The organism is Variovorax paradoxus (genome assembly GCF_030815975.1).
Taxonomy (GTDB): domain Bacteria; phylum Pseudomonadota; class Gammaproteobacteria; order Burkholderiales; family Burkholderiaceae_C; genus Variovorax; species Variovorax paradoxus_N.
In genome coordinates, this window is record NZ_JAUSXL010000002.1 from 2,042,589 (window position 1) to 2,056,028 (window position 13,440).

The following is a 13,440-nucleotide window of genomic DNA, read 5'->3' on the forward strand; positions in this document are numbered from 1 at the left end:
CCGCTCGCGCCTGCCGCGAGCTACAGTGCGGGCCATGGCAGCCTCGCCGCTCATTCGCAGACTCGCGGTCCTGATGTGGGCCGCCGTGGGCTGCGCGTGGCTGGCGGGCTGCGCGAGCCTGCCGCCGCCGCAGCCAAGCCCGGTGGCGGCGGCGATCACCGATGTGGCGGACACCGGGCTCGGCCGGCTCGCGGCGCAGGGCGCGCCTGTCGGCCCCGCGGGGCTGTCGGGTTTTCGGCTGCTGCCGGAAGCCGCCTTTGCCTTCGATGCCCGCATCTCGCTCGCACGGCATGCCGAGAAGTCGCTCGACGTGCAGTACTACCTGATCCAGAACGACGACGTCGGCCTGCTGCTGCTGCGCGAACTGCGCGACGCGGCGGCGCGCGGCGTGCGGGTGCGCCTTCTGGTAGACGATCTCTACACGGCCGGCGAGGACGAGGTGTTCGGCACTTTCGCGGCCTTTCCGAACGTCGAGGTGCGGCTGTTCAATCCGCTGCCTTCGCGGGCCGATTCGTTCGCCATGCGGCTCCTGTTCTCGTTCGCGGAGTTCGGCCGCATCAACCACCGCATGCACAACAAGCTGATGGTGGCCGACAACAGCTTTGCCGTCTCGGGCGGCCGCAACATCGCCAACGAATACTTCATGCGCGGCACGGCGGCGAACTTCATCGACATGGACGTGTTCTCCTGCGGGCCGGTGGTGCGCCGGATGTCCGAAGGCTTCGACCGCTACTGGAACAGCGAGCATGCCTGGCCCATCGAGCGCATCGCGCCGCTGCGCATGACGGTGGAAGAGGCGCAGAAGCGCTTCGATGCCATTGCCAGCGCGGCCCAGCCCGATGTGCCGATACGCCCGCGCGACGTGCTGGACCATTCGCCGGTGGGCGAGCAGCTCGCCACCGGCAGGCTCGAGCTGCATGGGGCGTCCTTCACGCTGTTCGTGGACGACCCCGCGAAGATCACGCGCAAGCCGGAGGCGGCCTACGAGGGCAGCGTGACCGAGGGCGCACTCGGCGTCATCACTTCGGCGAAGCGCGAAGTCAAGATCGGCTCGCCGTACTTCATTCCCGGCGCGCGCGGCATGGCGATGATGAAGCAGGCCATCGACCGCGGCGGGCGCATCACCGTGGTGACCAACTCGCTCGGCGCCACCGACGAACCGCTGGCCTATGCCGGCTACGAACGCTACCGCGCCGACATGCTGAAGATCGGCGTCACCATCTACGAGATTGCGCCCATGCTCACCGCTCGCTCGAGGCGCTTCGGCAATTTCGGCCAGTCGATCAGCCGGCTGCACGCCAAGCTCGCGGTGATCGATGACCAGCGCTTTTTCATCGGCTCGATGAACCTCGATCGCCGCTCGGCTGCGGTGAACACCGAAATGGGCCTCGTGATCGACAGCCCGGCGCTCGTGGCCGACTACGAAAAGCTCATGAGCGGGGAGCGCGTGAGCCTGGGCTACCGGCTGCGGCTCGCGCCCGACGGCCGCCGCGTGCAATGGCTGGAATACGACGATGCCGGCGGCGACATCGTCCACGAGGACGAGCCCGGCGAGTTTCTCTGGCTGCGCTTCAAGAACTGGCTGCTGCTGCCGATCGTGGGCGAAGAGCTGCTGTAGCGCGCCCTCAGGGCACCTCGATCAGCAGGTCCGGGCGAAAGCCCTCCTGTTCGCCCTTGCCCTTGTAGCCGAGCGGGTTGGCCACCACGCGGCAGCCGTTCTTCACGTAGTCGGAGGGGCAGTGCAGGTGGCCGTGCAGCCACAGCCTGGCGCGGGGCAGCAGCGCATCGAGCGAATTGCAGAAGCCGGCCGTGCCGGGCGTGAGGCCGTAGCGCGGATCGGCGCTGGCAAGGCTGGGCGCGAAGTGCGTGATGGCGACCGTGGTGCCGTCGAAAGGCTCGGCCAGCGCCTGTTCGAGCCAGGCCTGGCACGCCAGGCCCTGCTCGCGCATGGCGCCCGCCATGAAGGGCTGGCCATGGCGCACCGTGGCGGCTTTCTCAAGATAGAAGTCGGCCGCGCGCATCGCCTTGCCGCGCTTCTTGAGCGCATCCGCCAAGCCGTCGGTGGGTTCCACCAGCGCGTCGAAGTCGGCCCAGAGCGTGGTGCCGACAAAGCGGATGCCGTCGATGACCGCGGTCTCCCGCTCGAGCCAGAGGATGTCGAGCTCCTGGCACAACGCGCGCAGGCGCTCGTGGGTCTGGTCGAAGTCGGTGTTGTCGTATTCGTGGTTGCCCGGCACGTACATCACCGGCACTGGCCAGCCATTGCGGGGCGAAAAACGGCCCAGGCCGAAGTCGGGGTCGGTCAGGCGCGAGCCTTCCTGGTAGGAGCCGATGTCGCCCGCCAGCACCAGCATGTCGGCGCCCGGCGCGGGCTCGGCCTGGAAGCGGGGGTGGGACTCCAGGTGCAGGTCGGAAAGCAGTTGCAGCTTCATCGTCTGCTCAGTCTAGGGGAATCAGCCCATGCATAAAGCGCATGAAGTGGGGCTTTCAATATTAGGGATAACCCCTATTCTTAGAACATCAACCACTCCAGCGCAGCCAAAAGCAGCGCACTGTCATGTTCAGCCTCATTGCCCAAGTGGCCCGTTTCTTCCGTTCTTCCGATGCCAATGCCCCGGCCAGCCATGCCGCCGCGCTGATGGAAAGCGCCGATGTCCGCGCCGGCCGCGGCGCCCATCACGCGCAGGAACTGCGCATGGCCGCCAGCGCCTGGCTCTCTGTCATCCGCTGAAGACGCCGGTCATCCGGGCACCTTCTGCCCGAGGACCGAATCCGCAAAAGCCGCCGCAGCGGAGCGCAGCAGCGCGGTGCGCAGCCATTCGTGCGCATGCCCGTGCTGCGCGCGCCGATGCCAGATGGCGTCGACGTGCACCATCGGCTGGTCGAACGGCAGGTCGCGCAGCACCAGCTGGTCGTCGATGCCGGTCACGGTCACGAAATGGCGCGGCAGCACCGTCAGCAGGTCCGAGTTCGCGACCACGCGCCCGGCCGTGAAGAACTGGTTCACGGTCACCACGATGCGCCGCTCGCGCCCCAGCGCGCCCAGCGTCTGGTCGATGAAGCCGTAGGGGCGCCCTGAAAAGCTCACGAGCAGGTGCCGCGCGGCGCAATAGTCGTCCAGCGTGAGCGGCGCGTTAGCCAGCGGATGGCCGCGCCGCATCACGCACACATACTGGCCCAGGTAGAGCCGCTGGCTCTCGAAGGCCACTCCCACGCCGGACTGCCCGCGCGCCGCGAGGCTGGCGATCACGGCCGGAAAGTAGCCGATCGCCATGTCGACTTCTTCCTGCTCGAGCATCCGCCGCGGATCGCGTGTCGTAAGCGGCAGAACGCGCAGCGAGATAGCGGGCGCTTCCTTCTCCACGATTTGAACCAGCCCCGGAATGAGTTCGGCGGCGGTGGCGTCGGCCATGGCCAGCAGGAAGGTGGTGTCCGCGGTCGATGCATCGAACTCGCCCGGCGCCAGCGTGTGCTGCAGCTGCCGCAGCGCATCGCGCACCGTGGGCCAGAGCGCCAGCGCGCGCGGCGTGGGCTCCACGCCCGCGCCGGACCGGCGCACCAGCTCGTCGCCGAGCACCTCGCGCAGGCGGCGCAGCGCATTGCTCACGGCGGGCTGGGTGATCGACAGGTTGCGCGCGGCGCGCGTGAGGTTGCGCTCCGCCATCACTTCGTCGAAGACGCGCAGCAGGTTGAGATCGAATGTGCGGAAGTTGACGTCCATCAGTGATGTGAATGATAAACATCAGAAAGATAAAGTGGCAAAACACTAGGGCAAACCCTAATATCTCCCCATCGGCACCAGCCATTCATCCCTTGGAGGGATTCATCATGACCAGCTTTGTCCACGTTGACCAACCCACTGTCCACCCCGGCGTCCAGCGCGCCGAGGTCCTGTTCGGCCAGATCAAGGCCGCTCGCGCCGGCGCGAACGGTTCGCGTCCGCTGATCGCCCTGCTGATTGTCGCCGTGGTTGCGGCGGTGCTGGTGGTGGCCGACAAGCTCGTTTCCAACTGGGACGAAGGCGCGCTGCTCGCCGCCTGGACCGTGCTCTGCGGCGCCGCTTTCGGCATCGTCGCGTTGTTTGCCGGCTCGCTGCGCGCCCCCTTGGCCCACGTGGCCGGTGCCTGGAATGCCGCTGCCCAGCGCCGTGCTTCGGCCCGCGCCGACGCCCGCTTCCTGGAAACCGCGAAGAACGACCCGCGCGTGATGCAGGAGCTGCAAGCCGCCACCTGGCGCGAGCAGTCCGAAGGCAAGGTTTCGGTCGCCACTGCTGCCAAGGTGGACGCACTGGCCCGCGTGGCCGCACGCTCCAGCGAAATGCGCATGCCGACGATCTACGAAGCCATGCGCCGCATGAACAGCTCGCGCTACTACTGATCGATCGGCGCCAGCCGCCAGTCGCTCAATAAAAAAGCCGCCCTCCCGGGCGGCTTTTTTGCGTGTGCGGACAAGCCGCACACAGGCCATGGCCGGGCGTCAGGCCGCCAGGCGCTGCTCGATGGCGGCCTTGGTTTCCGGCAGCTCCTTCGGCAGGTGGTGCGCCAGCTGCTGGAACAGCTCGGCGTGCAGCTTCAGCTCGGCCTGCCAGGCGGCCTTGTCGATGCTGGTGACGGTGGCGAACTGCTCGGCGCTGAAGTCCAGGCCGTTCCAGTTCAGGTCCTCGTAGCGCGGGCTCACGCCGGTGATGTGCTCTGCCCCTTCGGCCTTGCCTTCGACCCGGTCGATCATCCACTTGAGAACGCGCATGTTCTCGCCGTAACCGGGCCAGACGAACTTGCCGTCGGCGCCCTTGCGGAACCAGTTGGTGGTGTAGATCTTCGGCAGCCTGGCACCCGAGGCTTCCAGCTTCTTGCCCAGGTCGAGCCAGTGCTGGAAGTAGTCGCTCATGTTGTAGCCCATGAACGGCAGCATCGCGAACGGGTCGCGGCGCACCACGCCCTGCTGGCCGGCGGCCGCGGCGGTGGTTTCGGAGCCCATGGTGGCGGCCATGTAGACGCCTTCGACCCAGTTGCGGGCCTCGGTCACCAGCGGCACGGTGGTCGAGCGGCGGCCGCCGAAGATGAAGGCGTCGATGGCCACGCCCTTCGGGTCGTCCCAGGCGTCGTCGAGCGCCGGGTTGTTGGTGGCGGCCACGGTGAAGCGCGAATTCGGGTGCGCGGCCTTGGCGCCGGTTTCCCTGGCGATCTGCGGCGTCCAGTCCCTGCCCTGCCAGTCGATCAGGTGCGCGGGCAGCGAGCCGGTGTCCTGCTCCATGCCCTCCCACCACACGTCGCCGTCGTCGGTGAGCGCCACGTTGGTGAAGATCACGTCGTGGTCCAGGCTGTCCATGCAGTTCGGGTTGGTCAGCATGTTGGTGCCGGGCGCCACGCCGAAATAGCCGGCCTCGGGGTTGATGGCGTGCAGGCGGCCGTCCTTGCCGGGCTTGATCCAGGCGATGTCGTCGCCGATGGTGCTGACCTTCCAGCCTTCGAAGCCGGCCGGCGGCACCAGCATCGAGAAGTTGGTCTTGCCGCAGGCGCTCGGGAAGGCGGCGGCCACGTGGTATTTCTTGCCTTCGGGATTCGTCACGCCCAGGATGAGCATGTGCTCGGCCAGCCAGCCTTCGTCACGGCCCATGTTCGACGCGATGCGCAGCGCGAAGCACTTCTTGCCCAGCAGCGCGTTGCCGCCGTAGCCCGAGCCGTAGCTCCAGATTTCGCGCGTTTCGGGGTAGTGGACGATGTACTTGGTCTTGTTGCAGGGCCAGGCCACGTCCTTCTTGCCGGCTTCGAGCGGCGCACCCACGGTGTGCACGCAGGGCACGAAGTCGCCATCGGCGCCGAGCACCTCGTACACGGCCTTGCCCATGCGGGTCATGATGCGCATGTTGACCGCCACATAGGGTGAGTCGGAGAGTTCGATGCCGATGTGGGCAATGGGCGAGCCCAGCGGGCCCATGCTGAAGGGCACCACGTACATCGTGCGGCCCTTCATGCAGCCGTCGAACAGCGGCTGCAGCGTGGCGCGCATTTCGGCCGGGGCCATCCAGTTGTTGGTGGGGCCGGCGTTGTCCTTCTGCTCGGAGCAGATGAAGGTGCGGTCTTCGACGCGCGCGACGTCGCTCGGGTCGGACAGCGCGAGGAAGGAATTGGGGCGCTTGGCCGGATTGAGCTTCCTGAAGGTGCCCGCGTCGACCAGTTGCTGGCACAGGCGGTCGTACTCTTCCTTGCTGCCGTCGCACCAGTGAATGGCCTCGGGTTTGCAAAGCGCGGCCATGTCGGCCACCCAGGCCACCAGTTTTGCGTTCTTGACGTATGAGGGTGCCTGAATGGCGAGGCCCTGCATCGTGGGTGCGTTCATCGGAAATCTCCTAAGTTGAAAAAATCGTCTTTCCGAACGGGACGCCGCGCCGGAGGTGGCGCGGAGGTCCGTTTGAGAAAACGTTTTCGCTTCGGGAGACTGCGTCAACGCGGGCCGCAAAGCCCGCGGACGAAGACGCAAACGGCTGTCAGGCCAAGTAGACGGCGATGGATGCCAGCAGCAGCATCAGCACGCCGCCGGCCAGCGGCAGCACGAGCGGCATCAGGTGCACGATCGATTCGACGGCGTCTTTTTCAACGGCGGCGGCGTGGCGGGGCTCGACGGGAGTGGGGTTGGACATTGAATTACCTCGAATACGCAAATACGAAAAACTGCGGCCATTTTACCGGCGGCCCCCGGCGGCCCGGTCTAGGGGGTTGCGAGCCCCCTTCTCAGTGCTGTTCTTCCGCCTCGAAGCCGGCGTCGTGCAGCGCGCCCAGCACGCTGGCCAGGTGCGCCCGTCCGCGGGTCTGCAGCACCAGCTCGATGTCGACGTTCTGGGCTGCCAGCATGGTAAACGCTCTTTGGTGATGGACTTCATCGACGTTAGCGCCCGCTTCCGCCACAGTGGCCGTGATCTGGGCCAACGAGCCCGGCACATCGCGCGCGCTCACCCGTACGCGCGCCAGCCGGCCGGCCCGCACCATGCCGCGCTCGATGATGGCCGCCAGCAGCAGCGGGTCGATGTTGCCGCCTGAAAGCACCAAGCCCACGCGCTTGCCCTTGAAGCGCCCTGGATGGCGGATCAGCGCCGCCAGGCCGGCCGCGCCCGCGCCCTCGACCAGCGTCTTTTCGATTTCAAGCAGCATCAGCACCGCTTGCTCGATGTCGCCTTCGTCGACCAGCAGCAGGTCGTCGACATGGCCGGCGATGATCTCCCGCGTCAGCACGCCCGGCGTGCCGACCGCGATGCCTTCGGCGATGGTGCTCTTGCCCTGCAGGTGCTGCGTGCCCTTGACGGCATTCACCATGCCGGGGAAGCGCGTGGTCTGCACGCCGATGATCTCGATGCCGGGCCTGCGGTCGCGCGCCGCAATCGCCATGCCGGCAATCAGCCCGCCGCCGCCGACCGACACCACCAGCGTGTCGAGGTCGGGCACCGCGTCGAGCATTTCGAGCGCCACGGTGCCCTGGCCCGCGATGATGGCTTCGTCGTCGTAGGGGTGGACGAAGGTCAGCCCTTCGCGTTCGGCCAGTTCCAGCGCATGCGCGCGCGCCGCATCGAGCGTGTCGCCGTGCAGCACCACCTCGGCCCCGAAGCCGCGCGTGCGCTCGATCTTCACGCCGGGCGTGAAGCGCGGCATCACGACGAGTGCGCGCAGGCCGAGCCGCTGCGCGTGGTAGGCCACGCCCTGGGCATGATTGCCGGCCGACATGGCCACGACGCCTCGCGTTGTTTCCTTGCCTTCCAGGAGATCGACCAGCTTGTTGCACGCCCCGCGCTCCTTGAACGAGGATGTGAACTGCAGATTCTCGAACTTCAGGTAGACCTGCGCGCCCACGATCTCGGAGAGCGTGCGCGATTCGACGCAGGGCGTGTTGAGCACCTGACCCTCGAGACGCGCAGCGGCGCGCCGGATTTCTTCGATTCCGACCATGGCGGGCATTGTGGCTGGAATCGCAGCATCAGGGTTTTTACCGCTTCCGCGTCTTCCCGAAGCCAAAAGTCTGCGTTAAGGTCGCCCCAGGAAGTTCCTCGTCCGGAGGTTGTCTGATGGTCAAGCGTGCGGGTGTCGATGTAGTGGCTGCTGCAGTACGCGGGCAGGCATTGCCGTCGCCCGGGCTCAAGGGTGCGCCGGTGCTCGAACTGATGTGTTCGCACTTCGTGCTCACGCTGGCCGCCAAGCAGGGGCCGCGCTTCAATGTGCGCCGCGACATCAACGGCCTGCTCTCGCTCACCGGGCGCCACCTGGTGTGGCCAGTGGCGGTGCTGCTGCGGCTGCGCGAGTTCCTCGGCCGGCGCTGCGCCGGCAACGAGGCCTGGAAGGGCGTCGAGAATTTCGACGGCCGCACGCTGCTCGAGCGGCACGGCGTGTGGCGCGGGCCCTACGAGGAAGGCACGCTGTTCTTCTACCTCGACGAATACGCCAAGGACTACCCCAAGGACCTGCTCTCGGTGCTGGCCGTCACGCGCGACTGGCTCACGCATGCGCTGCGCAAGCAGTCGACGCTGGTCGAGAAGAACATCGACGCGCTCGCGGGCCTCCTGCAGCTCAACAAGGCCGAGCGCGCGCTGCTGCTCTACGGCACGCTGGCGCGCTACCAGCGCGACCTGCGTTCGCTGCTGGTCGAGTTCAAGGTCAACAACGCGCCCGAGGCCTATGCGGCCATTGCCGACATCGCGGGCGTCAACGCCACCGAGGTGGGCGAGGCCTTGCGCGCGGGCTCGCGGCTGGAGCGCATCGGCCTGGTCGAGAACCTGATTTCAGAGCACAACATCACCGACCTGGCCGACCTCATGAAGGTCAGCGAGAAGCTGCCGCCGGTGCTGATGCGCGAATACCGCGACCACAACGAACTGATGGCCGTGTTCACGCGGCCCTCGGCCAAGAGCGCGCTTACCACGCACGACTTCTCCTTCGTCGAGGAAGACGCGCAGATGCTCGTCACGCTGCTGCGCGCGGCGGTGGCGCGCAAGGAGCCCGGCGTCAACGTGCTGCTCTACGGGCCGCCCGGCACCGGCAAGACCGAGCTCGCCAAGGTGGTGGCGCAGGCCGCGGGGCTGGAGCTGTTCGAGGTCGAATACGCCGACCGCGACGGCAACTCGCTCAGTGGCCGCGACCGCTACCGCTCGCTGCAGATCGCGCAGGTGTTCCTCAAGGGCAGCGCGCAGGCCGCGCTGCTGTTCGACGAGGTCGAGGACGTGTTCCCGCCCATCAGCACCGAGGCCGCGCAGTTCATGGCGCGCGCCGAGCAGATTCCGGCGCCCACCAGCGGCAGCGTGAGCGGCAAGGCCTGGGTCAACCAGATCCTCGAGGCCAACCCGGTGCCCACGCTCTGGGTCACCAACCGCATCGAGCAGATCGACCCGGCGTTCCGGCGCCGCTTCGCCTATCACCTGGAGCTCAAGTCGCCGCCGCCCGGCGCGCGCGAGCAGCTGGTGAAGAAAACGCTCGAAGGCATCGTCGTGTCCGAGGCCTTCACCGCCAAGCTGGCCGAGCGCAAGGGCCTCACGCCCGCGCAGATCCGCACCGCCGTGCGCTTCGCGGGGCTGGCGCAGACGGAAGACGGCGCGTCGATGGAGGCGCTGATCGAGCGCCAGCTCAAGAACGCCGACCTCGCGCTCGGCACGCTCGACACCGGCCTGGGCGAGCGGCGCAGCGTCACCACCTACGACCTCGACATGCTCAACGTCGAGACCCGCTTCGAGATCCCGCGCATCGTGGCGGCGATCAAGGCACGCGGCCACGGCACGCTGTGCTTCTACGGCGCGCCCGGCACCGGCAAGACCGCGCTGGCCGAGCACATCGCCAAGGCCATCGGCCGGCCGCTGATCATCAAGCAGGCCAGCGACCTCATGAGCAAGTACGTCGGCGAGACCGAGCAGAACATGGCCGCCATGTTCAGGGAAGCCGAAGCCGAAAAGGCCGTGCTGCTGCTCGACGAGGCCGACAGCTTCCTGCAGGACCGGCGCGGCGCGCAGCGCACCTACGAAGTGACCGAGGTCAACGAGATGCTGCAGGGCATGGAGCGCTTCAACGGCGTCTTCATCTGCACCACCAACCTGCTCGACCGGCTCGACCAGGCGGCGCTTCGGCGCTTCACCTTCAAGATCAAGTTCATGCCGCTCACCGCGCCGCAGCGCGAGCGCATGTTCGTGACCGAGGCGCTGGCGGGCGATGCCGCGCTGCTGACCACGGAGGCCAAGGCCCGCCTGGCGCAATTGCACCAGCTGTGCCCGGGGGATTTCGCGGCCGTGAAGCGGCAGACGGACATTCTCGCGGTCGAATTCTCGGCCGCCGAATTCCTCGACCAGCTCGAGGCCGAGCATCGCATCAAGCCCGAAGTGCGCGAGTCGCGCAGCATCGGCTTCATGCAGTAGTAGCACGCAAGCAAGCAACAAGCCGCGGAAACGCGGCAGACAAGAAAAAACCGTCCGCCGCTGCGGACACGAGGAGGGCTCGATGAGCTTGGGCAATCGACACGCGCGGGAGATGCCGTGCTTCACCGCATCGGCTGCGGCCGCATTCGCATTGGCCGGCGTCGTCTGCGCGCTGGCCGGCTGTGGCGGTGGGGGCGGAGGAGGCGGAGGAGGGGGCGGAGGCGCCGGGTTTCCGATCGTCGCGCCGTCCACCACCACGCCGCCGCCCACCAGCGGCGGCGATGGCGGTGGCGACGACGATGCCATTCTTGCCTCGTCCACCGTGGCCGGTCTGTGCGCCGCGCCGCGCGCCGGCGTCAACCCCGCGACAGGAGCGGCCTATCCCGACAAGTCCGGCACGCTGACCGACGAGAAGCGCTGGGTGCGCGGCTGGATCGACGAAACCTACCTCTGGTACGGCGAGGTGCCCACCACCCTCAAGGCCGCCGACTACGCCACGCCAGTGGCCTACTTCAGCGTGCTCAAGAGTCCGCTCCTCACGGCCTCGGGCCGCGCCAAGGACCGCTTTCACTACGTGTACGACACCGAGCGCTATCGGCAGCTCTCGGAGAATGGCGTGGCGCCGGGCTACGGCATGGAGATTGCCGTCGTGCGCAGTGCTCCGCCGCGCAACATGCGCATCGCCTTTGTCGAGCCGAATTCGCCCGCCACGAACGCAGGCCTCCAGCGGGGCGCGAAGATCGTCGAAGTCGATGGCGTCAATGCCGTCAGCAGCACCGGCACCGAGAATGTCGACGCGATCAATCGCGCGATCTCGCCGCAGACGGAGGGCGAATCGCACACCTTCGTGTTCGAGGTGGACGGCGTCCGGCAGGCGCCCCTCACGCTGGCAGCCGCGAAGATCACGCACACGCCGGTGCAGAACGTGAAGACGATCGACACCGGCAGCGGCCGCGTGGGCTACCTGCTCTTCAACGACCACATCACGACCTCCGAATCGCAGCTCGTCAACGCCTTCAACCAATTCAAGCAGGACGGCGTGCAGGACCTCGTGCTCGACATGCGCTACAACGGCGGCGGCCAACTCAACATCGCCAACCGGCTCGCCTCCATGGTGTCTTCGTCGGCCACGACTTCGGGCAAGGTGTTCGAGCGCCTGGCCTTCAACGACAAGAACCCGTTCCACCTGACGCCGGCGCAGACCATCTATACCTTCTTCGGCACCAGCCGCACGGGTGCCACGCTGCCAAGGCTCGGCCTCTCGCAAGTCACGGTGCTGGCCAGCCGCGACACCTGCTCGGCCAGCGAGGCGGTCGTCAACGGCCTGCGCGGCATCGACGTCAAGGTCAACCTGGTGGGCGGCACCACCTGCGGCAAGCCCTATGGCTTTTCTCCGCAGGACAACTGCGGCACCAGCTATTTCGCGATCCAGTTCCAGGGCGTCAACAACAAGAACTTCGGCGACTACGGCGACGGATTCGCGCCCGACTGCGCCGTCGCCGACGATTTCGGCCACCAGCTTGGCGATCCGGCCGAGGCGCGGCTGGCGGCTGCGCTGGCCATGCGCAACGGCGGCGCCTGCCCCGTTTCGGCGTCGGCCAAGGCCCAGCCGGGGCTCGAGAAATCCGGGACGGCCGATGACGAGCAGCCCTATCTGCTCCATCGCTCGCCGCTGCGCGAAATGCGCCTGCTCGAAGCCGCGCCCTCGCCGGGCTGATCCGTTTCGCCGCCGCCGCGGTTACTCCTTGAAACCTTGCGCTTTGCCACGCCCGTGGCAGGCCCTTTAGAGTGCTGCCAAACGTTTGCGCAAACGTTTGGCATTTCGTTCTACATGGCAAAGGCACTCAAAAAGGAGCCGGAATGACGATTCGGATTCAGCGACGCAGGTGGATGGCGGCGGCCTTGCTCGCCACGGCGCTCTCGGCCTGCGGTGGTGGTGGCGGCGGCGGCAACGGCGGCATCGGGCTTGCACCGGGCTTCGGCGCTGCGCCGCCTCCGGCCCAGAAGATCATCATCGACAGCGACTACAACACCATGAGCGACGACGGCCAGCTCGGCGTGATGGCCGCGCAGCTGCAGGCCCAGGGCAAGGTGCAGGTCATGGGCATCAGCGTGGTGTCGGGCAACCAGTGGCTCAAGCAGGGCGTGGCCGACGCGCTGATGTCGGTCGAGCGTCTGGGCGTGGGCGACCGCATCGGCATCTACGCGGGCGCGAACCGCGCGCTCAACCACGATTACGCGACCATCGAGGCCGAGATGGCGGCCGGTTCGGGAGGCGACGGCTACCTGGGCGCCTGGAGCTCGCCCGAACCCAAGACCGATGCCGACCTGAAGCCCTCGCCCGACGGCTTTGCCACCCACACGGTGCTGCAGCCCAGGAGCGCGGTCGACTTCATCGTCGACACCGTGAAGGCCAACCCCAACGAGATCACCATCCTGGCCATCGGCCCGCTCACCAACATCGCGCTCGCGGTCAAGCAGAACCCCGAGATCGTGCCGCTGATCAAGAAGATCATCTACATGGGCGGCGCGGTCGACGTGCCGGGCAACACCACTCGGTACGCCGAGTTCAACTGGTGGTTCGACCCCGAGGCCGCGCAGTTCGTGGTGCGGCTGCCGATCCCGCAGGTGGTGGTGCCGCTGGACGTGACCGACACCGTGTTCCTGACCAAGCCGATCTACGAGCGCATCGCGCATCCGGCCAAGCCGACCGCCGTGACCGAGGTGTTCCGCAAGCTCAACGGCTACGGCTTCAGCGGCACCAACGGCTTCGAGAACAACCCGGCCTACACGCAGAACATCTGGGACACGCTCACGCTCGCCTATCTCCTCGATCCGGCCTATGCCACGCAGACGGTGGAGCGCTTCGTCGACGTGGTCGCCAACCCCGGTGCCGCCGACAACGGCCGCTCCGTCGGCTATGCCTCGCAGCCTGCGGGGCCGGCGCTGCAGAAGATGACGGTGGTGAAGAAGTTCGACAACGCGCGCTTCTTCGAGCTCTATGTCGACCTGCTCACGCGGCCGGTGCCGGTTGCGCTACCGTCCTCCAACTGAGACTG

The 13,440-nt window shown here is 67.3% G+C and carries 11 protein-coding genes; 6 read left to right on the forward strand and 5 right to left on the reverse strand.

Annotation, left to right across the window (positions count from 1 at the left end):
- The first annotated feature begins 34 nt into the window (after positions 1–34).
- The gene (locus QFZ47_RS13445; protein WP_307656105.1) at positions 35–1,618 is read left to right on the forward strand and encodes a phospholipase D family protein; all 1,584 of its coding nucleotides are present in this window, start codon (positions 35–37) and stop codon (positions 1,616–1,618) included.
- Positions 1,619–1,625: 7 nt separating this feature from the next.
- On the opposite strand, the gene QFZ47_RS13450 is transcribed toward QFZ47_RS13445, so the two are convergent.
- On the reverse strand, positions 1,626–2,432 hold the full coding sequence (locus QFZ47_RS13450; protein WP_307656106.1) for a metallophosphoesterase: 807 nt from the start codon (positions 2,430–2,432) through the stop codon (positions 1,626–1,628).
- A 125-nt stretch (positions 2,433–2,557) separates the two neighbouring features.
- On the opposite strand from QFZ47_RS13450, the gene QFZ47_RS13455 reads away from it, so the two are divergent.
- Complete coding sequence (locus tag QFZ47_RS13455; protein ID WP_307656107.1) at positions 2,558–2,731, forward strand: hypothetical protein; 174 nt, start codon at positions 2,558–2,560, stop codon at positions 2,729–2,731.
- 9 nt (positions 2,732–2,740) lie between these two features.
- Here the strand turns inward: QFZ47_RS13455 and QFZ47_RS13460 are convergent, their stop codons facing one another.
- Positions 2,741–3,721 (reverse strand): LysR family transcriptional regulator, encoded by a 981-nt coding sequence (locus QFZ47_RS13460; RefSeq protein ID WP_307656108.1) that lies wholly within the window; start codon positions 3,719–3,721, stop codon positions 2,741–2,743.
- Between the two features lie 107 nt (positions 3,722–3,828).
- Here QFZ47_RS13460 and QFZ47_RS13465 point away from each other — a divergent pair, with 107 nt between their 5' ends.
- Complete coding sequence (locus QFZ47_RS13465) at positions 3,829–4,377, forward strand: hypothetical protein (RefSeq protein ID WP_307656109.1); 549 nt, start codon at positions 3,829–3,831, stop codon at positions 4,375–4,377.
- 99 nt (positions 4,378–4,476) lie between these two features.
- On the opposite strand, the gene QFZ47_RS13470 is transcribed toward QFZ47_RS13465, so the two are convergent.
- The 3 genes from QFZ47_RS13470 to QFZ47_RS13480 all read right to left on the reverse strand — a co-directional run bounded on the left by QFZ47_RS13470 (position 4,477) and on the right by QFZ47_RS13480 (position 7,937).
- Positions 4,477–6,339: a phosphoenolpyruvate carboxykinase (GTP) gene (locus QFZ47_RS13470; protein ID WP_307656110.1), complete on the reverse strand. Its 1,863-nt coding sequence runs from the start codon at positions 6,337–6,339 to the stop codon at positions 4,477–4,479.
- A gap of 148 nt (positions 6,340–6,487) precedes the next feature.
- Entirely contained in the window at positions 6,488–6,640 is a 153-nt protein-coding gene (locus QFZ47_RS13475; RefSeq protein WP_307656111.1) for a hypothetical protein, read from the reverse strand.
- A 91-nt stretch (positions 6,641–6,731) separates the two neighbouring features.
- Positions 6,732–7,937 carry a threonine ammonia-lyase gene (locus QFZ47_RS13480; RefSeq protein WP_307656112.1) on the reverse strand — a complete coding sequence of 402 codons (1,206 nt, stop codon included), beginning with the start codon at positions 7,935–7,937 and terminating at the stop codon, positions 6,732–6,734.
- 116 nt (positions 7,938–8,053) lie between these two features.
- On the opposite strand from QFZ47_RS13480, the gene QFZ47_RS13485 reads away from it, so the two are divergent.
- The 3 genes from QFZ47_RS13485 (at position 8,054) to QFZ47_RS13495 (ending at position 13,435) form a co-directional block, all read left to right on the forward strand.
- Positions 8,054–10,381, forward strand: coding sequence for an ATP-binding protein (locus QFZ47_RS13485; protein ID WP_307656113.1), 2,328 nt, complete (start codon positions 8,054–8,056; stop codon positions 10,379–10,381).
- An 82-nt stretch (positions 10,382–10,463) separates the two neighbouring features.
- Positions 10,464–12,098, forward strand: coding sequence for a S41 family peptidase (locus QFZ47_RS13490; RefSeq protein ID WP_307656114.1), 1,635 nt, complete (start codon positions 10,464–10,466; stop codon positions 12,096–12,098).
- Positions 12,099–12,241: 143 nt separating this feature from the next.
- Entirely contained in the window at positions 12,242–13,435 is a 1,194-nt protein-coding gene (locus QFZ47_RS13495; RefSeq protein WP_307656115.1) for a nucleoside hydrolase, read from the forward strand.
- The last annotated feature ends 5 nt before the right edge of the window (positions 13,436–13,440 follow it).